The 22421-nt window shown below is 71.3% G+C and carries 21 protein-coding genes; 7 read left to right on the forward strand and 14 right to left on the reverse strand.

Annotated features, from left to right (window positions below; translation table 11 throughout):
* Positions 1–11: 11 nt before the first annotated feature.
* The gene (locus tag SROS_RS16495) at positions 12–599 is read right to left on the reverse strand and encodes a copper chaperone PCu(A)C (protein WP_012890080.1); all 588 of its coding nucleotides are present in this window, start codon (positions 597–599) and stop codon (positions 12–14) included.
* A gap of 132 nt (positions 600–731) precedes the next feature.
* On the reverse strand, positions 732–1292 hold the full coding sequence (locus SROS_RS16505; RefSeq protein WP_012890081.1) for a hypothetical protein: 561 nt from the start codon (positions 1290–1292) through the stop codon (positions 732–734).
* Positions 1293–1557: 265 nt separating this feature from the next.
* On the opposite strand from SROS_RS16505, the gene SROS_RS16510 reads away from it, so the two are divergent.
* Positions 1558–2136 carry a ClpP family protease gene (locus tag SROS_RS16510; RefSeq protein ID WP_012890082.1) on the forward strand — a complete coding sequence of 193 codons (579 nt, stop codon included), beginning with the start codon at positions 1558–1560 and terminating at the stop codon, positions 2134–2136.
* Between the two features lie 207 nt (positions 2137–2343).
* Here SROS_RS16510 and SROS_RS16515 read toward each other — a convergent pair whose 3' ends face one another.
* Positions 2344–3072, reverse strand: a complete 729-nt coding sequence (locus SROS_RS16515; protein WP_012890083.1) for a DUF2470 domain-containing protein — start codon at positions 3070–3072, stop codon at positions 2344–2346.
* Between the two features lie 87 nt (positions 3073–3159).
* Between SROS_RS16515 and rpsD the strand changes: the two genes are divergently transcribed.
* Positions 3160–3774, forward strand: coding sequence for a 30S ribosomal protein S4 (gene rpsD, locus SROS_RS16520; RefSeq protein WP_012890084.1), 615 nt, complete (start codon positions 3160–3162; stop codon positions 3772–3774).
* A 223-nt stretch (positions 3775–3997) separates the two neighbouring features.
* On the opposite strand, the gene SROS_RS16525 is transcribed toward rpsD, so the two are convergent.
* The 3 genes from SROS_RS16525 to SROS_RS16535 all read right to left on the reverse strand — a co-directional run bounded on the left by SROS_RS16525 (position 3998) and on the right by SROS_RS16535 (position 6216).
* Positions 3998–4870: an ion transporter gene (locus SROS_RS16525; protein WP_012890085.1), complete on the reverse strand. Its 873-nt coding sequence runs from the start codon at positions 4868–4870 to the stop codon at positions 3998–4000.
* 113 nt (positions 4871–4983) lie between these two features.
* Positions 4984–5478: a nitroreductase family deazaflavin-dependent oxidoreductase gene (locus SROS_RS16530; protein WP_012890086.1), complete on the reverse strand. Its 495-nt coding sequence runs from the start codon at positions 5476–5478 to the stop codon at positions 4984–4986.
* A gap of 69 nt (positions 5479–5547) precedes the next feature.
* Positions 5548–6216 carry a TetR family transcriptional regulator gene (locus SROS_RS16535; protein WP_012890087.1) on the reverse strand — a complete coding sequence of 223 codons (669 nt, stop codon included), beginning with the start codon at positions 6214–6216 and terminating at the stop codon, positions 5548–5550.
* A gap of 76 nt (positions 6217–6292) precedes the next feature.
* Here SROS_RS16535 and SROS_RS16540 point away from each other — a divergent pair, with 76 nt between their 5' ends.
* Positions 6293–7033, forward strand: a complete 741-nt coding sequence (locus tag SROS_RS16540; protein WP_012890088.1) for an ABC transporter ATP-binding protein — start codon at positions 6293–6295, stop codon at positions 7031–7033.
* Positions 7030–7761 carry an ABC transporter permease gene (locus SROS_RS16545; protein ID WP_012890089.1) on the forward strand — a complete coding sequence of 244 codons (732 nt, stop codon included), beginning with the start codon at positions 7030–7032 and terminating at the stop codon, positions 7759–7761. Before SROS_RS16540 ends, SROS_RS16545 begins: the two co-directional genes overlap by 4 nt.
* A gap of 29 nt (positions 7762–7790) precedes the next feature.
* Here SROS_RS16545 and SROS_RS16550 read toward each other — a convergent pair whose 3' ends face one another.
* From SROS_RS16550 to SROS_RS16565, 3 genes are all read right to left on the reverse strand, one after another.
* Positions 7791–8024: a hypothetical protein gene (locus tag SROS_RS16550; protein WP_012890090.1), complete on the reverse strand. Its 234-nt coding sequence runs from the start codon at positions 8022–8024 to the stop codon at positions 7791–7793.
* Positions 8024–9415: an RNA-guided endonuclease IscB gene (iscB, locus tag SROS_RS16555; RefSeq protein ID WP_342632941.1), complete on the reverse strand. Its 1392-nt coding sequence runs from the start codon at positions 9413–9415 to the stop codon at positions 8024–8026. Before iscB ends, SROS_RS16550 begins: the two co-directional genes overlap by 1 nt.
* Positions 9416–9734: 319 nt before the next feature.
* On the reverse strand, positions 9735–11096 hold the full coding sequence (locus SROS_RS16565; RefSeq protein WP_012890093.1) for a S8 family serine peptidase: 1362 nt from the start codon (positions 11094–11096) through the stop codon (positions 9735–9737).
* A gap of 171 nt (positions 11097–11267) precedes the next feature.
* Here SROS_RS16565 and SROS_RS16570 point away from each other — a divergent pair, with 171 nt between their 5' ends.
* Positions 11268–13313, forward strand: coding sequence for a spermine/spermidine synthase domain-containing protein (locus SROS_RS16570; protein WP_012890094.1), 2046 nt, complete (start codon positions 11268–11270; stop codon positions 13311–13313).
* 76 nt (positions 13314–13389) lie between these two features.
* Here the strand turns inward: SROS_RS16570 and SROS_RS16575 are convergent, their stop codons facing one another.
* On the reverse strand, positions 13390–15213 hold the full coding sequence (locus tag SROS_RS16575; protein ID WP_148269594.1) for an LCP family protein: 1824 nt from the start codon (positions 15211–15213) through the stop codon (positions 13390–13392).
* A 143-nt stretch (positions 15214–15356) separates the two neighbouring features.
* Positions 15357–16613, reverse strand: coding sequence for a neutral zinc metallopeptidase (locus tag SROS_RS16580; protein ID WP_245564656.1), 1257 nt, complete (start codon positions 16611–16613; stop codon positions 15357–15359).
* Positions 16614–17040: 427 nt separating this feature from the next.
* Here SROS_RS16580 and SROS_RS16585 point away from each other — a divergent pair, with 427 nt between their 5' ends.
* Together SROS_RS16585 and folP are read left to right on the forward strand one after the other, a co-directional pair.
* Positions 17041–17907: a LysR family transcriptional regulator gene (locus SROS_RS16585; RefSeq protein ID WP_012890097.1), complete on the forward strand. Its 867-nt coding sequence runs from the start codon at positions 17041–17043 to the stop codon at positions 17905–17907.
* A gap of 90 nt (positions 17908–17997) precedes the next feature.
* Positions 17998–18831, forward strand: a complete 834-nt coding sequence (gene folP / locus SROS_RS16590; RefSeq protein ID WP_012890098.1) for a dihydropteroate synthase — start codon at positions 17998–18000, stop codon at positions 18829–18831.
* 111 nt (positions 18832–18942) lie between these two features.
* On the opposite strand, the gene SROS_RS16595 is transcribed toward folP, so the two are convergent.
* The 3 genes from SROS_RS16595 to SROS_RS52955 are packed head-to-tail and all read right to left on the reverse strand — an operon-like array spanning position 18943 to position 22353.
* A complete protein-coding gene (locus SROS_RS16595; protein ID WP_012890099.1) occupies positions 18943–20361 on the reverse strand; it encodes a pyridoxal phosphate-dependent decarboxylase family protein in 1419 nt (472 codons plus the stop codon).
* Positions 20348–21718 (reverse strand): MFS transporter, encoded by a 1371-nt coding sequence (locus SROS_RS16600; RefSeq protein ID WP_012890100.1) that lies wholly within the window; start codon positions 21716–21718, stop codon positions 20348–20350. The genes SROS_RS16595 and SROS_RS16600 overlap by 14 nt, the downstream gene beginning before the upstream one ends.
* Positions 21715–22353, reverse strand: coding sequence for a TetR/AcrR family transcriptional regulator (locus SROS_RS52955; protein ID WP_012890101.1), 639 nt, complete (start codon positions 22351–22353; stop codon positions 21715–21717). The genes SROS_RS16600 and SROS_RS52955 overlap by 4 nt, the downstream gene beginning before the upstream one ends.
* Positions 22354–22421 lie beyond the last annotated feature (68 nt).

Here is a 22421-nt window from a genome sequence, read left to right on the forward strand (position 1 = left end):
TGCGTCCTCGATCAGCCGTGGTCCTTGTTCATGTCCATGTCCTTGCCGGGCTGGTAGTCCTCCTTGCCGCCGGCGAAGTCCTTGCCGACCGCGGTGAACTCCAGGGTCTCGCCGCCCTTGAGGGTGAGGGTGAAGGGGATCTGCGCGCCGGGCTTCACCTCTTCGGTGACGCCCATCAGCATGATGTGGTCACCACCGGGCTGGAGCTGATGGGTGCTCCGCGCGGGGATCACGAAGCCGCCCTCCTTGGGCCGCATGATCATTTTCCCCTTGGAGTCGACCACCTCGTGCAGCTCGATCTTCGGTGACAGCGGTGAGGTCCCGGAGACGACGGTGACGTCGCTGTCGGTGTTGTTGACCAGGGTGCCGAAGGCGGCGCTCATCCCCTTCTTTGTGGTCTTCACCCACGGATCGGTGATCGCGACGGGCGGGGCGGCGTCGGCCGCGGCGGGGCCGGTGGCGGTGGCGGGGGCGCTCGCGACCACCGGTGCGGCCACCTGCCCGGCGGGCTGCTCGCTGGACTGCGCACCGCAGGCGCTCACCGACGCGGTGGCGAGGGCGGCCAGCAGGCCGGCGGAGAGAACACGACGAACGATCATGAAAAAGCCTTTCAACGTGTACGGCGCGGCGGCTGGAGCTGGGCTCGACATGCCGCCGGAAGGCGCCGAGAGGTCAGGCGGAACACCCGGCACCGCATGGCGCGGCCCGGAGTCGTCAGGTCGTGGGGCCCGTCAGAAGGACGTGACGGGGAGGGGCGCCGGCGGACCGCGCCGGCTCACCACGTGACGGAGCAGGGAGGGACGGAGCGCGGCGGGTCTGTCCGGGTGCGCCATCGCCGAGGGCGGCGCCGGCACGGGGGAGGGGGCGCCGGTGAGGACCGGGCCGAGTCGGGCGCCGAGCCGTCGCAGCAGCGCCCAGAGCAGGGCTTCGCCGCGGGCGAGCCACAGTGAGGTCAGCCCCACCGCCCAGCCGTGCATGACCAGCATGGCGAGGCCGGGCAGCAGGCCCGAGTGCGGGTGGGCGAGGGCCTCGTGGGAGACAGCCGGGGCCGTCGCGGAGAACAGCAGGTGGAGTGCCGCCTGCGTGCTCCCGAGAAGGGGCAGGATCACCCCCGCGCCGCGCTCGCGCCCGGTCAGCGGGAGTGCCGCCGCGAACGCCAGCGCGAGCCCGACCGCCGCGCTCCACACGGGCATCGCGCCCCCGCCGAGCACGTGCGCGATCATGCCCAGCCCGAGGGACACCACGGCGAAGGCCGAGGTGCGGGCCAGACGGAAGGGCACGGTCGCGGGCATGGTGCGGCAATCATCACACACGGCCGGGTCGCCCCCCACCCCAGATCCCACCCCTGATCCGGTCGTGTCTCGGGCGAGTGGTCGACTTCCTCCCCATGGCTGAAGCCCGGGGTCTCCCCGCTCAAGGAGGTTCGATGAATTCACATGCTTTGCGCTGTCAGCGGAAAGCGCTGAAAGCGAACGGACTGAAACCGCGGCGTGGCACCGCGTTATGGTCTCAGGGATTCTCCCTTCGTGAATTCTGGATTCGGGGTAGGTGAAAGTGATGAGCAGTCCACAGCCCGTGTTCGAAGACCCGCTGTACCAGCGGTTGCTGCGTAAGAGGATCGTCGTGCTCGGCAGCGAGGTGAACGACGAGGTGGCCAACCGGATCTGCGGGGAGCTGCTGCTGCTGTCCGCCGGGGACGACAGGAGTGACATCTGGCTCTATATCAACTCGCCCGGCGGCTCGGTGTCGGCCGGAATGGCGATCTACGACGTGATGCAGTACATCCCGAACGACGTCGCCACCGTCGGTATGGGCCTGGCGGGCTCGATGGGCCAGTTCCTGCTCTGCGCGGGCGCGCCGGGCAAGCGGTACGCGCTGCCGCACGCCAGGATCATGATGCACCAGCCGTCCGGCGGCGTCGGCGGCACGGCCAGCGACATCGTCATCCAGGCCGAGCAGATGCTCTACACCAAGCAGATGATGAGCGAGCGGATCGCCTTCCACACCGGCCAGCCGCTGGAGCAGATCGAGGAGGACTGGGACCGGGACCGCTGGTTCACCGCCACCGAGGCCAAGGACTACGGATTGGTCGACGAGGTTATTCGGAAGACCAGTGAGGTCCCGTCGGCAAATTAGTCATTTGCTGTCAAGGAAATCTTCTCGCCCAATTCAGGCGCCTTCTGGAATGGCGCCGAGTTTTTCCTGACGGTAATGCGCGGGTCCGCCGTACGGCCGGTGGCGGGCCCCGGCGAGGACGTGACGGGCCGCCTCCTCCGGAGGCGGCCCGTCACCTCGGCCGCCCGCGCCGCCCCACCGTTTCCCCGCCTTCCGCACCGCCTCCCGTCAGTGGTGGCAGAGCAGGCAGCGCAGGGCCCGCTCCAGGGAGCCGGCGTCGGTGATGGGGGTGGGCCAGGGCAGGCGGACCAGGGTGGGGTTGTCGATGCCGGAGCGGACGGTCGCGCCGAAGCGGTCGAGCTCCCAGAGCCACGCCTCGGAGACCGGGGCGGCGAGCAGCGAGCGCAGCGCGGTCTCCAGCTGCCCCCGGTGGGTGGAGTTGACATGGTGGAGCATGCGTTCGGCCTCGCTCATCAGCGGGTCGGGGTCGGCGTCGAGATACTCCTCGGCATCCAGGACGCCTGATTCGGGGCCGGTGAGATAGATCACCTGGCCGACGTCGACGCGGAGCAGCCGGGGGCCGTCGGCGCGTTCCAGGGCGTCGAACAGGGCCTCGTCCGGGCAGCGCTCGGCGATCGCCACCGCGGTCTCCCGCGCCTCGGCGGCCGGTACGGCCTGCGCCCAGCCCTGCACCTTGAGCAGGCCGCGCGAGAGTTCAAGCCCGCCCAGGGAGCGGGTCGCGGTCAGGTCGACGGTCACCACCGGTTCGTCGCGCACCTCGTGGAGCGGGTCCCCCGGCAGCACCAGCAGCACCGGGCGCCCCGCGCCGTCCACGCCACCCCTGGCGGGCATGGCGGGCAGGGCCGTACCGGCGAGGGACACGTGGGTGGGGGCGGCGGTGGCGGCCAGCGTGCGGACGCGCTCAGGGACCGGCGGAGCGGTGACGGGCTGCTGCATGGACCGGCTCTCCTTGAGATCGGGGGACTCTTTCAACTAAGGTTAGGCTTACCTGAATAAGGCAAACCTAACCACAAAGGAGTGATCGTGCGCTACACCGGACCCAAGGTGCGCCTGTCCCGTCGGGCCGGCGTCCCGCTGACCCGCAAGGCGGTCCGCTACTTCGAGGAGCGCCCCTACCCGCCGGGTGAGCATGGACGCAAGACCAACCGGCGGCAGACCGGCGACTACGGGTTGCGGCTGATGGAGAAGCAGAAGCTGCGCTGGTACTACGACGTCTCCGAGCGGCAGATGCGCCGTTACTGGGACATGGCGCTGCGCAGCACCGGCCGTTCCGGCGCCGAGCTGGTGGTGCTGCTGGAGAGCCGTCTCGCCTCGCTCGTCCTCCGTGCCGGCCTGGCCCCGTCCATCTACGCGGCACGCCAGTACGTCACCCACGGCCACATCACCGTGGACGGCCGCAAGGTGGACATCCCCAGCTACCTGGTCAAGCCGGGCCAGGTGATCGCGGTGCGGCAGAGGTCCCGGGCGATGCAGCCGTTCGTCGCCGCCGCCGAGGGCACCTACGCCGACGACCGGATCGCCCCGTACTTGAGTGTCGACCACGCCGATCTCCGCTTCACGGTGGTCGGCCGCCCGGCGCGCGAGCAGATCGTGGTCCCCGTGGACGAGCAGCTCGTGGTGGAGTTCTACTCCCGCTGACCCGTGCCGCCGAGTGGCCGGGTCGCCCGGTCACCGGCCGCGGGGTCCCCCGGCCCCCGGCCGTCCATCGCGGGTCGCCGGTCGTCGGCCTGGCCGTTCACCGAGGGGCGCCGGCCCGGCCCGCTACCGCCGGCCGCCGGCTCGGACGTCTGCCGGTGGGTTGCCGGTCATCGGCCGCCGGTCCGCCCGCGTGCCGATCCGCCGTCTGCCGGTGGGTCGCCGGTCATCGGCCGCCGGTCCGCCCGCGTGCCGATCCGCGCCGCCGGGGCGCCGGGGCGGCCGGGCTCCTGTCGCCTGACATCGCCCCCGCCCCCGCCGGCACCGGGACCCGCTCCCGCAGCTCCCGCACCTCCGCCCTGAGCGCGGCCAGCTCCGTGAGCACGGCCACGCCGAGATCCTGGGTGGCCTGGACCGACTCCTCGGCGTGCTCGTCCTCCATGGCGCTGACCACCACCGCGATGAACAGGTTCAGCACCACGAAGGTGCACACCAGCATGAACAGCACGAAGAACACCCAGGCCGACGGATGCTCGTCCATCACCTCCCGGGTGATGTCGGACCATGCGTCCCCGGTCATCATCTGGAACAGGGTGAACAGCGAGGTGGGCAGGTCCCCGAAGTACTCCGGAGCGGTGGCGCGGTAGAGCTTGGTGCCCATCACGGCCGTGACGTAGAGCACCAGGCCGAGCAGCACCACGATCGAGGTCATCCCCGGCACCGCGGTGAGCAGGGCCGTCACGACCCTGCGCAGGCTCGGCACCACGGAGATCAGCCGCAGCGCCCGCAGGATCCGCAGCGCCCGCAGCACCGACAGGCCCCCGGCGGTGGGGAGCAGGGAGACCGTGACGATCATGATGTCGAACAGGTTCCACGGGTCCCGGAAGAACCCCCGGCGGTAGACGTACATCTTCGCGGCCAGTTCGAGCACGAAGATGTAGAGCGCCAGATGGTCGACGACGGTGAGCGCCGTGCCGTACCGCTCGACGGCCGTGGCGGAGGTCTCCAGTCCCAGTGTGGCGGCGTTGATCACGATGACCGCGATGATGACCCGCTGGAAACGCGGGGCCTCCAGGGCCGCGCGGACACGCTCGCGCATCGGCACGGATGACTCCCCGAGGGTCTAGGGCCGAGTGAACTGCGGGTAGATCATATCGCCTTGAAGATCTTCCGATCCGTTACGGCGACGGCCCGGCCCCTCCCCGGCTCAGATCATGGTCGCGGCCGGGGGGAGAGCCGGAAGACCCGCAACTCGCGGCCCGACTTCTCGCTGTAGCGGTCGTAGACGGGCCAGACCCGGAGCAGCCGGGGCCAGGCCTCGGCCCGCTCCCGGCCGCTCAGCAGGTGGCCGGTGACGGGGATCTCCCGGCCGCGGAAGCTCACCGTGGCCTCCGGGGTCCTGAGCAGGTTGCCGCTCCAGCCCGGGTGGTGCGCACGGCCGAAGTTGGAGCCGACCACCAGAAAGCCGCCGCCGTCCTCGGGCAGGCAGGCGAGCGGGGCCTCGCGGAGCTCGCCGGACTTGGCGCCGACCGTGGTGAGGACGAGCGTGGGGATCATCCGGTCGCTCATCACGGTCCTGCCCCGGCTCAGGCGGTGCACGGCCCGGTCCATCCGCGGCACGATCTTCGGCCCGAACCTCGCGAACGCGTCGGTCCCCGCCAGCCACTGGAAGAACGGTCTGAGCAGCCCGATGAGGCGTCGGCCCACAGTGATCTCACAATCCCGCGCCGCCCCGATCCGATTTCCGCCTCACCGTAGAGCCTAGCAAGCGTTAGGTCAACTCCATGGCCCCGCCGGTCGCGGGGTCTCCTCCCGCCGGACGCAGTAGCCGCCGATCCCCGACTCCAGGAGGCGGAAGGCATGGCCGGCCTGCTCGCGCAGGTCCGGGGTGATGGCGGCCACGCTCTCGCCGGCGAGCATGCGCCGGACGGCATACGCCGTCAGCGTGTGGAGCGTCGCGCAGATCTGGCCGGCGACGAGCGCGGGGGTGAGGTCGCCGGGGTCGGCGCCGGTCTCGTCGGCCAGGGTTCGGGCCAGGGAGTCCGTTCGGAGGTCGTCCATCTCCCGCAGCCGGGCGACGAGGGCCGGGCTGGCGCCGACCATGCGGTGGAAGGCGTCGCCCCCCTCGTGGATGCCGTACCGCCAGTGGCCGGTGTCGAGGGCGTCCAGGAAGTCGCGGCGCAGCGCCTCCGCCGCGCCCTCTCCGGGTCTCCGCTCCCGCATGACCTTGCCGAGCAGCTCCACCACCTCGCCCTGCCGGTCGAAGAGCAGGTCCTCCTTGGCAGGGAAGTAGTTGAAGACCGTGTTGACCGAGACGTCGGCGGCCCTGGCGACTTCGGCGACGGTCACGCTGTCGAACCCCCGCGCCATGAACAGTCCCGTCGCGACGTCGGAGATGCGCAGCCGGGTCTCTCGCTTCTTGCGCTCCCGCAGCCCTTCGCTCATGGGCCCATTCTATGGTGCCGGATGAATTTTACAGTCACACCAAAATTAGTGTTACTTTAAAAACGGAGGCGATCAAATGATCAAGACATCGGATCTGAGCAAGTCCTTCCCGGGCGGCGTCGAGGCCGTCCGGGGGGTGGACCTGGCCGTCGAGGCCGGGGAGATCGTGGGCTTCCTCGGCCCCAACGGCGCGGGGAAGACGACCACCATGCGCATGCTGACCACGCTGCTCCGCCCCACCGGCGGCACCGCCACGGTCGCCGGGCACGACCTGCTCGCCGATCCCGAGGGCGTACGGCGGCGCATCGGCTACGTGTCCCAGAACGGCGGGCTCAGCCCGGCCGACCCGGTGGGAGAGGCGCTCGAACTCCACGCCATGCTGTACGGCATGCGCCCCGCCGAGGCGCGCGAGCGGGTCCGCGAGGTGCTCGACGACCTCGACCTCACCGGTCTGGAGACCCGTCCGGGCGGTGCGCTCTCCGGCGGCCAGCGCCGCCGGTTCGACCTCGGGTTCGGCCTGGTCCACGGCCCGTCGCTGCTCTTCCTCGACGAGCCCACCACCGGCCTCGACCCGCAGAGCCGGGCCAACCTCTGGGACCACGTCAGGCGCCTGCGGGAGGAGCGCGGACTCACGGTCTTCCTGACCACCCACTACCTCGACGAGGCGGACGCGCTCGCCGACCGGCTGTTCGTCATCGACCACGGCGTGATCGTCGCCGAGGGCACCCCCGCCGAGCTCAAGGGCGGCTCCGGCACCCTCGACGACGTCTTCCTGTCCATCACCGGCCGCTCCCTGAGGGAGGAGCCGGCCCGATGAGCATCCTCCGCGACACCTGGCTGATCTTCCGGCACCACGTCCGGATCTCCCTGCGGCAGAAGGCCGGGATCGTCTTCGGCGTCCTGCAGCCCCTGCTCTACCTGGTGCTGTTCGGGCCGCTGTTCGCCACGATCGGGACCTGGGAGACGCTGATCCCCGGCCTGCTGGTCCAGGTGGGGCTGCTCAGCGCCGGCATGGCCGGCTTCGGCGTCGTCTTCGACGCCAGGTCGGGCGTGCTGGAGCGGCTGCGGGTCACCCCGGCCCACCGGGTGGCCCTGCTGCTCGGCCGGGTCCTGGGCAGCTCGGTCACCCTGCTGATCCAGTCGGTCGCGCTGATCCTGGTGGGCTACGCCTTCGGCATGCGCGCGGCCGTCCCCGGGGTGCTGGCCGGGCTGGTCCTCATGGCGCTGCTGGGGGTGAGCCTGGCCGCCCTGTCCAACGCGATCGCGCTCACCATGAACCCCGACCTCTTCGCGCCAGTGATGAGCACGGGAATCGTCCCGCTGGTGCTGCTGTCCGGCGCGTTCCTGCCGATGTCGATGGCGCCCGGCTGGCTGGACGCGCTGTCCCGGCTCACCCCCTTCCGCTACGTGCTCGAAGCCCTGCGCGAGCTGTTCGGCGGGCACTACTCGACCTGGACCGTGGCCGTGGGCGTCGCGGTGACCCTGGTCCTGTCGGTGACCTGCGTGGCGGTCGGGACCCGCGTCTTCAACCGCGAGAACGCCTAGGTCCTCGCGGGTCCGGGCGCGGCCCCGCCTCAGTCCGGCGGGCCGTAGGGCTCGATCCTCGGATCGGCGTAGGGGCCGCCGCCCGCCGCCGGGTCGATCCGGCGGGCGGCCTCCTCGGCCACGCGCAGGCCGTACAGGCCCTGGCCGGGGTCGATGAGCACCAGGCCGTAGCCGGTGTCGACCTCCTCCTCCGTCAGCCCCAGGCGGCGCACGGCCTGTGCGAGCGTCGCCTGGGGCGGGAGCCGTACGGTGACGAGTTTCATCAATTACCCCCAGCGTGGATACCCCCGCCTTCAGGCGGGGGAGGAAACGCGGCACGGTTCCGCGCTTCTGGATGGGTGGTGTATCCGTAGCCGTCGGCTCGCTGGAGCAGACGGACATGACGGTGACTGATGCCCCGCACGGAGCCGTGCCGGGTACGGATGTTGAAGTTTCCGGTGGAGCGGACCGCTACCCGACCGGTATGGACCCCTGCTTTCTTGCCGGTCGGGACGACCGCCCGGACAAGGTCTCCGGTCTGGAAACCGTGGTGTTGTTTGGTGCGGGGCAACGCCAGCCGGGGGAACCCGTACCGGTCGGCTCGGGTGCGGGCATACGTTCCGCGTCCGGTTGCCGCGATCACGAGAACCATGGACGGCCAGCCGGTCACGTGGTCAAGTGCGCCGACGTGCAACGCGTCCAACGTGTGTGACTTCGCCGCGCCGGTGCGTGATCGGTTCCACTTCGTGCGGCCACCCGACGCCGTAGCGACCGGCAGGCCGGTGGCGGTCAAGGCCCGCCACAACGCCCACCGGGTCGCGTTCACAGCGGCGGCGTCCCTGAGCGGAGCTTTCGACTGCTGCAGGATCTTCACCAGCACCACTGGCCGATCCGTGAGGAACTCCTCGATCGGGGTGGCGTTCTTGGCCTGGTTGCAGCCGACGCACGCCACGCACAAGTTGCTGATCCGGTTGGAGCCGCCCCGGCTGCGGGGGTGGATGTGGTCGAGGTTCAACGGCACACCGGACGCGCCGCAGTACGCACACGCCCGGCCCCACTTGGCCAGCAGGTACTCCCGCACCTCGTAGCCGTGCAGGGTGCCGTACCGGTACTCCACCCCTTCGAGCGGCCTGCCGGCCGACAAGAGGTGCGTATCAAAGGCGACCCGCTCCACATGAACAGCCGTGACGGGAGCCCAACGGGACAACCGGGACACCCACGACACGGTGCCGTCCACCCGGTGCCGCAGGGACGGCGCAATCCACCCCTGCGGTCTGGTGCGGTTGTTGAAGCGGGGTGCGCGGTAGCGCAGGTTCCGTGACCGGCGACCACGGCGCAACGCCGCCCGTGAGGCGAGCTTGTCGCGGATCTGACCGCCCCGATGGTCAAGCTGGAGTGCGTACAGGCCGATACGGCTACCGCCGCGCTCGGAGAACGCGGCGATGCCGGTGTGCTTGCTACCGGGGTCGATCCCCAGCTCGACACCTTGCATGGTCGAGCCGGCGACGGTCCGGTCCTTCAGCCGGATGACGAACGGGGTATGCCGGACCACCACAGCCCTACCGGCCGCCAAGAGACGGCGGGCACGGGCCGGGTGACACGGATCAAGCGGATGGCCGTGCGTGTCCAGGACGAACACGGCCGGGTGAACCTCACGGTCCGCTCCCTCGGACACCGAAGTGTCTTCGGGGTGACGTCGCAGCAGACGGGTGCCATCCGGTGCGATCTCCCCTCGCCCATGTTCCACACCGGTTACCGTGCTGAGGCGGTGTCCGCGTCCCGTTTCGTGCCCACCCTCGGGCGTGTCTGCTGACGCGAATTCCAGAGCAGCCCGCTGAGGAAGCACGGACTGGTGGGTCTGCTGACCTACGTGAAACGTAGTCAATCGAATGCACCTCCTTCAAGATGATCGACTTGGGCTGGTCAACGCGGGGCCGTCAGCGCGCGGTGCGGCACCTCAAGCCCTCTCCTTCAAGAGGTGGTCGTTGACGCCCTCACGCTACGCGCATCGCCCTGCGCCGCAACGACGCGAGCACCCCCGGTGTGTCGGTGACGCCGTAGCCGTAGTCGTAGTCGAACCCGATGTCGCTGCGGTCGTCGGCGGTGCGGCGGAGCAGGGTGCGCAGCTGGGCGGGGGAGAGGGCGGAGACGGGCCACCGGGTGCGGATGGCCGCGACCAGGCCGGCGGCCACGGGGCAGGCGGCCGAGGTGCCCGAGTCGGGCTCGCCGGCGCCGAAGGCCTTGGAACCGGAGAAGTGGGTGTAGGAGCAGATGTCGGGCTTGCGGAGGGTGAGGCGGCCGGGGCCCTGGGAGGAGTATCCGACCCGCTGCCCGCCGGTGTCCACGCCGCCGATGGACAGCACGCCCGGGTGGGAGTTGGCGCCCGCGATCGGCCGGTTCGGATACGCGCACCGGCCGTCCCTGCAGTCACGCCCGCAGTTGCCGGCGGCGAACAGCACGTCGGCGCCCGCCTGCTCCAGGCTGGCGACGATCAGGTTGAACGGGTGGGCCGGGTTGTCGGAGTAGTTGCCGGGATGGCCGACGGGGAAGTCCCAGCGGGGGGAGAAGGAGCCCCAGCTGTTGCTGACCACCAGGGACCGTGTCTCCGCGGGCTGGGCCTCGAGGACGGTGCGCAGGTGGGCGAAGGCCGCCACCGCGTCCGACAGCAGGCCGTCGAGGGCCGAACCGCCGGGGCGCCGGGAGAGCAGCACGGGAATGTCGATCAGCGTGGCCCGCGGGGCGGCGATCAGCGTGTCGAACGCGCACATCGTGCCGTGGTCGACCTCGAACTCGCCCGGCCTGCCGGTCACCCCGTCGGGGTTCCAGCTCCGTTCCTTGTCCAGCAGCAGGTCCCGGCCGAGGTGGCGGGCCACGTGCGCGGCGTTGATGCCGGTGTCCAGCACCGCCAGCGCCACGCCTGAGCCGTCCAGGCCCTCCGCGTGCAGCTCGGCGACGTGCAGCAGCCGCTCCACGTCGTGCCAGTCGCCCACCGGGGCGTCGCCGCCGCAGGTGAGGTTCGACTCGATCACCGGGTCGGCGAACACCCCCACGACGTCGTTGCGGAGGGTGGGCAGCAGGGTGACCCGGGTGGACAGCTCGTCGTCGGAGATCTCCCCGCGGACCATGACCGAGGCGTCGCCGGCGGCGAGGGAGAAGGTCAGCGACTGGTTCAGGGACAGGGGGTCGCCGTCGGCGGCGGCGGGCACCGGCCGCGGCACGGCGACCGGCGTGAAGGAGGGGTCCAGGACGACCCCGGGCAGGCCGTCGGCGACGTCGGCCGTGGTCGCGGTCACATCGGGATCGGCCACCGCCGCGACGACGTCCGGGGAGGGGCGGAGCTGGATCAGGACCCGCATGGTGCACCACCAGGATTCGGGGGGAACGGACCCCACCACGTTCCTTCATCCGCCTCGATCCCGTCCACCCATTCAAAGCATCCCGCATCGGTATCAGCCCACCTGAACCCCGCAAACCGCTGACACTTATTTCCTTCCCTGGGGGCAGGACGGTCACTAGCGTTGGACGGCATGACCGCAGCGGCGGAGACGACGCCACCCCCTTATCCCGACGCCCCGTCCACCCACTGGCTGAGCACCAGGCCGCGGTTGATCGTGGCCAGCGCCTTCATGCTCTTCCTGGAGCTGGCGCTGATCCGATGGACCGGATCGAACATCGTTCATCTGAGCTATTTCACGAACTTCGTCCTGCTCGGCTCGTTCCTCGGCATCGGGCTCGGCTTCCTCCGCGTGGGCCGCACGGCGCGGCAGCCGTACTACTCGCCGATCACCCTGGCCGTCCTCGTGCTGGTCATCCTGTTCTTCCCGGTCACCGTGGACCGGCAGACCGAGGGTGTCCTGTACTGGACCAGCCTGGGCACCAGCGGGCCGCCGCCCTGGCTGATCCTGCCGGTGATCTTCGTGGCGGCGGCGGTAGTGCTGATGGGCCCGGCCGAGCTGGTCGGGCGGTGCTTCCCCGAGCTGGACCGGCTGGAGGCCTACCGCTACGACCTGGTCGGCAGCCTCACCGGCATCGCGCTGTTCACCGCGCTGTCGTTCCTCAGCGCGCCGCCGGTCGTGTGGGGCACGATCGCCGCGGCCGCCTACCTCGTGCTGCTGTGGCCGCGCACGGCCCTGGGGCGGCTCGTGCTGGCCGTCCCGGCGCTGGTCGTGGTCGGTGCCCTCGCGGTGGAGACGCTGACGGCGGGGGCGCTGTGGTCGCCCTACTACAAGGTGACCTACAAGCGGCTCGACTACGGCGGCGTCCCGGTGATGGACATCCAGGTCAACGGCATCCCGCACCAGCAGGCCGTCCCGGCGCGGAACCGGCTGGAGTGGGAGAGGCAGTACGCGCTGCCGTACGAGCGGGCGGCGGCGCAGAAGCTGGACGACGTCCTGATCGTCGGCGCGGGCAGCGGCACCGACGTGGCCATCGCGCTGTCCAAGGGCGCCAAGCACGTGGACGCGGTGGAGATCGACCCCAAACTCCGCGAGCTGGGCGGGACCTACCACCCCGACAGGCCCTACGCCGACCCCCGCGTCACCACCGTCGTCACCGACGGCCGGGCCTTCCTGGAGCGCACCTCGGGGAAGTACGACCTGATCCTCTTCGCGCTGCCCGACTCGCTCACCCTGGTCTCCGGGGCCAGCTCGCTGCGGCTGGAGAGCTACCTGTTCACCCAGCAGGCCATGGAGGCGGCCAGGGACCACCTCAAGCCCGGCGGCACCTTCTCGATGTACAACTACTACCGGGAGAGCTGGCTGGTGGACCGGCTCGCCGCCACCATGCAGGCCGCCTTCGGGCACAAGCCGTGCGTGGACATCGTCAGTGAGACCGGCCAGCAGGCCGTGATCACCGCGGGCCTCAGCGCGCAGACCCAGAGCTGCGGCGCCGAGTGGGCCGGCGCGACCGCCCTCACCCCGCCGCCGACCGGTGACGACCGGCCCTTCCTCTACCTGAAGGACCGGACGATCCCCCAGATCTACCTCATCACCCTCGGGCTGATCCTGCTCGTGAGCGTGTTCGCCGTCCGGGCGGTCGCCGGGCCGTACACCCGGATGCGCCCCTACGCCGACCTGTTCCTGCTGGGCGTGGCCTTCCTGCTGCTGGAGACCAAGAGCGTGACCGGGTTCGCGCTGCTGTTCGGCACGACCTGGGTGGTGAACGCGATCGTGTTCGCCGGGGTGCTGGTCGCCGTGCTCGCCGCGGTGGAGGTGACGCGCCGCTTCAGGACCCCGCCGGTGCCCGTCATGTACGGCGTGCTCCTCGGCGGGCTGGTGCTGGCCTGGCTGGTGCCCAACTCCTGGCTGCTGGGCCTGCCGCTGCCACTGCGGGCGGTGGTCGCCGTGGTCGTGGCGTTCCTGCCGATCTTCGCGGCCAACGTGGTGTTCGCCAAGCGCTTCGCCGACTCCAGCGACGGCACGACGGCCTTCGGCGCGAACCTGCTGGGCGCGATGGTCGGCGGCTGCCTGGAGTATCTGGCGCTGGTCATCGGCTACCAGGCCCTGCTGATCGTGGCGGGCCTGCTCTATCTCGGCGCCTTCGCCCTGCTCCCCCGGAGCACCAGGGCCGCCTGAGCGCGGCGGGGCGGTGAGACGACTGTGGCCCGGCTCCCAGGGGAGCCGGGCCACATCGGCGTACACAGCGCGGGGGTCAGAACCCGCAGAGCTCGCTGAGGGACTGGGCCGCCTTGCCGTTCTGGGTGGGGGTCTGGCTCGGCCGGACCGTCGCGGTCCTGGTGGGGGTCGGGTCCGGAGTGGGGCTGGCGCCGCTCGCGCCGGGAGAGGCGCTGGCCCCGGGGGAGGCCGTCACACCGGCGGCGAGGGCGCGGCGGGAGGGCTGGGAGGACTGGCGCAGCGCCCTCGCGGTCGCGGTGCGGATCTTCTGCCAGTCGGGGGAACCGGTGTAGAACTCCGGCGGCACGAACTGCAGGCTGGTGATCCTGGCGTCCTTGACCTTGAGAGCGAGGTCGGTCACGTGCTCCAGCAGCTCGCGGGGGATGTTGGTCTTGGCCATCCGCTTGGCCACGTTCGCGACCTTGACGAAGTTGGTGAGCACGACCGACGGGGTGGCCTGCTGGGCGAAGGCGCCGATGACGCACCGCTGGCGGGCCATGCGGGAGAAGTCGTCGCTGCCGACGCGGGAGCGTCCGTACCAGAGCGCCTCCTCGCCGGACAGCGTCTGGTAGCCGGCCTTGATCGTGCCCGCGGTGCCGTAGAGGCCGCCCCACTTGACGTCGTTGTCCACCCGGATCTTCAGCCCGCCGATGGCGTCCACCAGGTGGGCGAAGCCGAACATGTTCACGAGGGCGTAGTAGTCGATCTGCAGGTTGAGCGTCTGGCCGATGGCGTTCATGAGCGCCCGGGGGCCGCGCTGGTCGTTCTTGCCCGGCACGATCTCCGGATGGTCCTCGCCGTACTGCCAGACCTCGTTGAGCAGGCCGCCGTTGGGCAGCTCGCGCATGAAGCCGTTGGGGAAATGCTTGGCGAGCGGGGTGCCGGGCCTGAAGTGGACGTGCTGCAGGTTGCGGGGCAGGCTGAACATGACCGTGTTGCCGGTTTTGACGTTCACGCTGGCCACGTTCATGCTGTCGGTCCGTACACCCTCCCGGTTGCCGGCCCCGTCACCGCCGATGAGCAGGAAGTTCACCCGCTCGCGCCCGTCCCACGGGTCCTCGTGCTTGATCGGGGTCGCCGCCGTGTCGTCCTTGACGCTCGGGAAGATGGCGTTGGCCGTCTCCTTGGCGGCCAGCACGGTGCTGGCGGTCAGCGCGAACGGCGCCATCACCGACACGCACAGCACGCCGACCACGATGCCGGAGACGATCTGCCCCCTGCCGGTCAGCCGGTTGGGCTTCAGGGAGATGTAGGACGACAGCACCAGCAGGAACCAGCCGAGCGCGCCGAGCGCGGCGACGATCACCGCGGCGAGAAGCGTGCCGTCCCGGGTGACGACGCCGGTGTTGCCCGATCCGTACAGGGTGAGACCGCCGACCAGCGCGGTCACCAGCAGCAGGCCGAAGACGCCGAGCAGGATGTAGCCGGTACGGCGCCGCCCGGCGCGCAGGTGCGCCGCGCCGGGCAGGATCGCCGACAGCAGGGTCCAGCCGATGAGCGAGGGGGTCGTCAGCGGCTTGGCGAACTGCGGCCGGCCCTTCGGGGGCGGGCCGGACGGCGGGGGCTCGGCCGCGGGCGCCGGCCCCGGCCTGCTCACCCGCACGGTGTTGTCGGCCGCCTGCGCGGGCTCGCGGTCCTGTCCCGCGTCCCGCGCCTTCCCGGGCTTCTCCACCCGCACGGTGTTGTCGGCCGCCTCGGGCTCCCGCCCCCGGCCGGTCTCCGGCAGCCCTGAGGCCTGTGTTTCAGGGGTGTCCTGCGCGCCGCCGGCGCCGGGCCGCGCCTCGCCGCCCGCGCCGCGCCGCCGGGTGCGCCGTTTCCCGCCGTCATCGGCGGAACCCCCCGAGTCCTGCCCAAGGTGCATCGTCACACCGCTTCCTACGTCTTATCCCAGTCCACCTGGCAAAACAGCCGAGGGGCCCCGATTACACAGAATTGCCAGGATTCTAGTCCCCATACCTGGACATGACAGACAGATGACCAATTCTCGGTTAACGGTCATCTAAGCTACGACGTCGATGAGGCCGGGGCCAGCCAGGTGTTGCACTGGAAGGTCTTGTTCTTCTCATAGCCCTGGCGGAACCAGCGATTGTTGTTCGCGGGCGAGCCGTGGTCGCGGGGGTAGCCCGGCCAGTCGCCGACCCGAGAGTAGAAGTAGTAGAGCGTGTTGCGCCGCGCCGGGGTGACCGGGTAGCTGGCCGAGACCGAGCGCATGAACATCGCGCCGAAGCAGGTGGCCTGGAGCTCGAACCGGCGGCTCAGCGCGAGCTTGCCGCTCCGGCTGGTGGAGCGCGTGGTCTGCTGCCACCAGTCGTTGGACAGGCCCGACAGCTGCTGGACGTGATGCCCGTACTCGTGGGCCATCATGCTGATGACCCCGCCGTGCCAGTCGGTGATCTGGCCATACCCGCCGGAGTTTCCGGACCCCTTCGCCATCGCCGTGGTCGAGGCGTAGATGGTGGTGTTGCGCGGGCAGTAGTACGGCACGATGCTGCCGGGCGAGGGGAAGTCCCCGCAGGCGCCGCGTCCCCGGCTGGAGGTGACGGCGTAGCCCGGGGGATGCCAGGTCATGCCCTGCGCGCGCATGATCTGGGACCAGCCCCTGTCCAGGCACTTGGAGGTCTTCAGGATCAGCGCCTTGAGCTGGCTGTGGCTGTAGATGCTGGGCGAGCCCACCGGGCAGTTCACCCTGGGCAGGCCCCCGGCCCGGTAGAGCGTGTTGTTCTTCAGGGTGGTGTTCAGGATCCGCCGCCTGGCCGGGGTGGTGACCGTGGACTCGGTTGGACGTGACTGGGTGGCCTCCGGGGAGGCGGTGCTGCTCGCGGGCGGCTCGAACGGGGTGAAGGTGGGGATCGCGACCGGCGAGACCGGGTCCGCGGTGCGGCTGCCCTTGATCAGCGCCCCGACCACCACCAGCCCGACGAACACCAGCGCGACCACGCCGAAGACCCCGCCGATGATCACGCCGGCGCCGCCGCCGGAGCGGGGGCGCTGCGGCTGCCACTGGGGCGGCGGATACGGCGGCTGCCGGTGCCGAGGGTCCGGCGGCGGAGGCTGGCCGTACGGCATCGGCCCTCGCGGCGGGTAGCCCTGGCCGGGCGGAGGCGGGTAGCCCTGGCCGGGCGGAGGCGGGTAGCCCTGGCCGGGCGGAGGCGGGTAGCCCTGCGCGGGGTGGCCCTGCGGCGGTCCCTGGGGCGTGGGCGGGTGCGGCGGATACGCCCGCGGCGGTCCCTGAGGGGGATGGCCGTGGTTCGGCGGCGGCACCGGGGAGGGCTGCGGCGGGTGGCCGTAGCCGGGCGGCGGCGGTCCCTGGACCGGCGGCGGGGGATAGCCCTGGCCCGGAGGCGGAGCCTGCGGATAGCCCCGCGGCGGGCCCTGGGGAGGATATCCCTGCGGCGGGCCCTGGGGCGGCGGGGGAGCCCAGGCGGGCGGTGGCTGGACAGGGTACGGGTTTCCCTGAGGTGGAGGCGGGAGTGGAGGGTACTGCCCGTTGCCTGTCACGCTGTCTCCCCGTTAACCCGAGCGTCCGATATGGCGCAAAAGCCCGGACCTTTGCCGAATTTGGGGCGTAAGCATACTGATTTCTCACCCGTCACGGATGTCGCTGCGTTCGATTACATTCCGAAATCATCCGAGGTGATCTCCGCGATGTGCAGGACCGATCCCAGCCCGGTGATTTAGCTTCAAAGCCATGAATCTGCAGCAGCTCCGCTATGTGGTCGCGACAGCGGAGCACCGCACCATGACCGATGCGGCCAGGTCGCTGTACATCGCACAACCTGCGCTTTCCCGTGCGATCAGAGACCTCGAACGAGAGCTGGGGATGACGTTGTTCGCCCGTTCCGGGCGGGGCGTGGTCGTCACGGCGCAGGGGCGCCGGGTGGTCAAGCTCGCCAAGGAGGCGCTCGACGCTGTCCGCGAGATCGAGGCACTGTCCAGCCATGGCCATTCCGAGGCGGAACTGCGTATCGCCTCCACCCCCAGCCTTGAGCCGGGGCTGGCCGGACGCCTCCTTCCCGCCTACAGTGCCGAGCACCCCGGGGTGCGCGTGCACATCGTCCGCTGTGACGGACGGGACGGCGTGGTGAACGCCATCAGGGACCAGCGGGCCGATCTCGGCCTGACGGACCTGCCCGTCCCCGCCGACCTCGTCAGCCACCCGCTGGAGCGTCAGGAGATCGTGCTGATCTCCCCGCCCGGCATGGACCTGCCCAACCCGGTGCCGATGAGCAGGCTCAACGGCATGCGGCTGGTCCTGCCGATCCCCGGCAGCGCCCGGCGCAGGGAGTTCGACGCGCTGTTCGCCAAGTACGGCGTCACCCCGGTGCCGACCGTGCAGCTGGACGAGCGCGGCAACTGGCTGAACACGGTCCGTTCGGGCGCGGCCTCCCTGCTCTGGTACCGGGGGATGGCCGAGCAGGCCACCCGGGCCGGGCTGGTGGTCCGCCCCCTCGATCCCTCGGTCCGCCGGGTGATCGCCATCGTCCACGCGCGACGGCGGCTGCCCGCCATCGCCCAGGAGTTCCTGTCGGTGGCCGAAGGTGGGTCGGCCGCCTAGGGACCCAGCGTCCGTTCTTCCCGAAACCCCCAGAGGCGGCGCAGGTGGGAGCGCCTGCCTCTCCGACACCGGGCGGTAGGCTCGGTCTCGATGACTATCTTGCGCCTGCGTGGCCGTGAGTTCCGGCCCGGCGAGTTCGCGATCATGGCGGTGGTCAACCGTACCCCGGACTCCTTTTTCGACAGGGGGAGGACGTACGGCTTCGCGGCCGCCCTGGAGGCGGTGGACGGGGCCGTCGACGGCGGCGCGGACATCGTGGACATCGGCGGCGTCAAGGCGGGCCCCGGAGACGAGGTGGACCCCGCCGAGGAGATCCGCCGGGTGGCCGATCTGGTCGCGGCGGTCCGGGAGCGCCATCCCCAACTGATCATCAGCGTCGACACCTGGCGTGCCGAGGTCGGCGAGGTCGTCGCCGAGGCGGGCGCCGACCTGCTCAACGACACCTGGGGCGGGGTCGACCCCGCTCTGGCGGAGGTCGCGGCCAAGCACGGCATCGGGCTGGTCTGCGCGCACGCCGGCCGCGTCGTCCCCCGCACCCGCCCGCACCGCATCGCCTACGCCGACGTGGTCGCCGACGTCATCGCCTACACCACCGACCTGGCCGAGCGGGCGGTCGCCGCCGGGGTCCGCAGGGAGTCGATCCTGATCGACCCGGCGCACGACTTCGGCAAGAACACCTGGCACTCCCTGGAGGTCAGCCGCCGCCTGCACGAGATGGTGGCCACCGGCTGGCCGGTGCTCGTCGCCGTCTCCAACAAGGACTTCGTCGGCGAGACCCTCGGCGGCCTCCCGGTCGACGAGCGCCACGCCGGCACCATGGCGACCCTGGCGGTCTCCGCCTGGCAGGGCGCCCGGGTCTTCCGGGTCCACGACGCGGCCTCCGCCCGCACCGCGCTGGCCACCATCGCCGAGCTGCGGCGATAGTCCCCGCCGCGCCGGCCACGGTCGCCGGGCCGCGGCGACGGCCCCGCCGCGGGCGGGACCGTCGCCGTGAGCGCGGTGAATCGTCCTGTCACCCGCCGCGCGCGGTCACGGTCAGGCGTAGATGACCGACAGGAACCGGATCAGGACCGCCTCGCGCCGGTCGGCCGGCAGCGCGTCCAGGACCGCGTTCACCACGGCCATCTCCGGCTGCCCCGAGCCGCCGAGGTCCACTCCGACGGCCGCGGCGAGCTCGCCGAAGGCGGCGTCGTCCAGGGCGTCCAGGTCCAGGCTCGCGACGAGGTCCACCAGCCCGTCGGGCAGCGCAGCCGGACCACGCTCCCGCGCCGCCTCGGCGGACTCCGCGATCACCTCCAGCATCGCCTCCACGCCCCGGAGGGTCACCCCGGTCACGGTGATGTGGATGTTGGCGGGGATCCCCGCGTAGGAGAGCTGCGGCTGCAGGAACCAGCCGCGCTTCCTGGCCTCGTCGGACAGCACGAACACGTTCACCTCGTCCGAGCCGAAGGCGACCAGGGCCGACTCGGGGTCGCCGAGCACCCGCAGGCCCGGGATCCCGGCGATGCCCTCGCGGAGCCGCCGGGCCGCCGCGAGGGTGGCGCGGCCGAGTTCGAGGTAGCCGTCGCGGCCGAGGGCCTGGAAGGTGGCCCAGGCGCCGCCCAGCGGGCCGGCGGACTTCGAGCTCTGCACGGTGGCGTTGATGACCGTGTAACCGGGCCACGACGCCGACGCGAAGTAGGCCTTGCGCCGCAGCGCCGGGTCGGCGAACAGCACCACCGAGGCGCCCTTGGGGGAGTAGCCGAACTTGTGCAGGTCGCAGGAGAGCGAGGTGACGCCGGGCACCGACAGGTCGAACTGCGGGACTTGTGCCCCGGCCTCGCGCAGCCACGGCAGCAGCCATCCGCCCACGCAGGCGTCCACGTGACACAGCACACCGCGCGCGGAGGCGACCGCGGCGATCTCGGCGACCGGGTCCACCACGCCCTGCGGATAGGACGGCGCCGAGGCGACCACCAGCACCGTGTCCTCGGTCATCGCCGCCTCGACGGCCGCCGCGGAGGCCCGGAACGTCACCGGATCGACCGGCACGGCGTCCACCGCCACCCCGAGGTAGTGCGCGGCCTTGTGGAAGGCCGGATGCGCGGTGACCGGGACGGCCATCCGGGGACGGCCCCCGACCGGCCGCGCGTCCCGCGCCGCCTTCACGGCCAGCATGATCGACTCGGTGCCGCCGCTGGTGAAGATGCCGGACCCGCCGCCCAGCAGCTCGGCGACCGCGCCGACGACCTGCTTCTCCATCTCCACCACGCTGGGGAAGGCGGTCGGGTCGAGGGTGTTGACCTCCAGCATCTCGAAGTAGGCGCGGGCCGCGGCCTCGTGCACCTCCGGCCGCCCGGTGTCGTAGACGTACGCGGTCACCTTGCCTCCGCGCACCGGCAGGTCGTCCTGCTTGAGCCGGGAGATCTCGGCCAGCAGTTCCTCGATGTCCCGGCCCTTCTCAGGCAGGCTCATGAATCTCCTTGGGGGATACGGCCCGTGCGAGCCGGTGATAGGCGATGACGAGAGGGAGGCTGAGCAGCATGAGGGCCGCGGGGAGGGCGGTGAAGCCGAGCAGCAGGCCGGTCAGGGCCGAGCCGGGCTGTACGGCGGGGGCGTCGAACGACCCGGAGGCGAACGAGCTCGCGGCCAGCACCAGGGCGAACAGTCCCGGGCCGACCGCCATGCCCGCCGTCTCCCCGGCGGTCCACAGGCCGGTGAAGGCGCCCGACTGGGCGTGCCCGGTGCGGGCGGCGTCGGCGTGCACGGTCTCCGGGAGCAGCGACAGCGGCAGCAGTTGCAGAGCGGCGTAGCAGACGCCGATCAGGCCGGTGAGCAGGAGCGTGCCCGCGACCCCGGCCGAGCCGGCCACCGGGATGAGCGCGAGCGCCGCCGCCGCGAACCCCGCCACGGCCACGAGGTAGCAGGCCACCATGCCGAACCGGCGCGCCGCCCGCGTCCACAGCGGTACGGCGAGCGCGCTCGGCCCCACCATGCACACGAACATGAGCGAGGTCAGCCCGTAGTCGCCCAGCCGGTAGACCGCCACGTACGGCGCGCCCGCCAGCATCACCGCCACCCCCAGGGACTGGGTGACGAACGCGGCCAGCAGGGCGAAGAACGGCCGGTTGCCCCGGGCGGTGCGGAAGGCGGCCACCAGCCCGAGCTGCCGGGGACCCGGGCGGGAGACGACCCAGCGGGTGGACAGGGTGGCGGCCAGCAGAGCCGCGGCCATCACCGCGCCGACCGCCACGCCCATCACGGCGTATCCGGCCCGGCCGCCGCCGCCCAGGCCCACGATCTCCGGAGCCAGCCCTCCGGCGACCAGGATGCCCAGGGTCAGGCAGACGATCCGCCAGGACATGATCCGGGTACGTTCCGCCGTGCCGTCGGCCATCTCCGCGGGCAGCGCCACGTAGGGCACCTGGAAGCAGGCGAACGCCGACGCGGCGAGCAGGAACGCGCCCCCCGCCCAGACCACGCCGGGCGTCTGGCCCGGCACGGCGAACATAGCGGCGAAGGCCACCGGCAGGGCGAGCGAGCCGAGCGACAGCAGCCGGGTGCGCCGGCCGGTCCGCACGGCCTCGCGGTCGCTGACCGCGCCGACGACCGGGTTGAGCAGGACGTCCCAGGCCTTGGGGGCGACCAGCACGGCCCCCGCCACGGCCGCGGAGACCCCGAGGACGTCGGTCAGGTAGAACAGCAGGAGCAGGCCGGGGACCGCGGAGAAGATCCCGGTGCCGACCGAGCCCAGGGCGTAGCCGAGCAGTCGCCCGCGGTTGAGCGGGGGTGCGGCCGCCAGGGGCCGCGAGGGGGAGTGTTCCAAGGTCAAGGAGGGTCTCCGGGGAAGGCGACGGTGCGGTGGATCATCCGGTGAAGGAGGGCGCGGAACCTGCGCAGGACCTCGGGGTCGTCCATGTGCCGGCGATTGCCGTGCTCGTCGAGCACCCCGCTCTGGGAGAAGCCGTTCACGCACCAGAGCATCGACCACAGGAGGTATTCCATGTCGACGTCGGGGTCGATGTATCCGCCGGCGATCGCGGGGGCGAGCGCGGATTTGACGAGTTTGCCCATCGGCCGGGTGTAGCGCAGCTCCAGTTCGGTGACGTCGCTGGCATCGGAGAGCCACCGGTGCATCCACAGGGCCGGGATCTCGGGATGGGCCACGCACAGGTCGAGGTACTGGTCGATGATCCGGCACACCAGCGCGTTCGCCTGTTCGGGGCTCGTCACGGGAACGCCCTCGACCGCCTTGTGCAGGGAGGCCAGCTCGGTCTCGTGCACCCAGTCCATGACCGTGAGATACAGCTCGCGCTTGCCGCCGGCCTGCTGGGTGATCGTGGCGACGTCCAGCCCGGCGGCCTCGGCGATCTGGCTGATGGAGGTCGCGTCGTAGCCCAGGGCGGCGAACAGTCGGGTCGCGACCCGCAGGATCAGCTCCCGCTGGCCGCCATCAGCGGAAGTCATGAAAACGACGCTAGATCCGGAAACATGCCCCGGCCAATCACTGGATGGACAAGCCTCCGTCAAGATAG

Source organism: Streptosporangium roseum DSM 43021 (assembly GCF_000024865.1).
GTDB classification, from domain to species: Bacteria; Actinomycetota; Actinomycetes; order Streptosporangiales; family Streptosporangiaceae; genus Streptosporangium; species Streptosporangium roseum.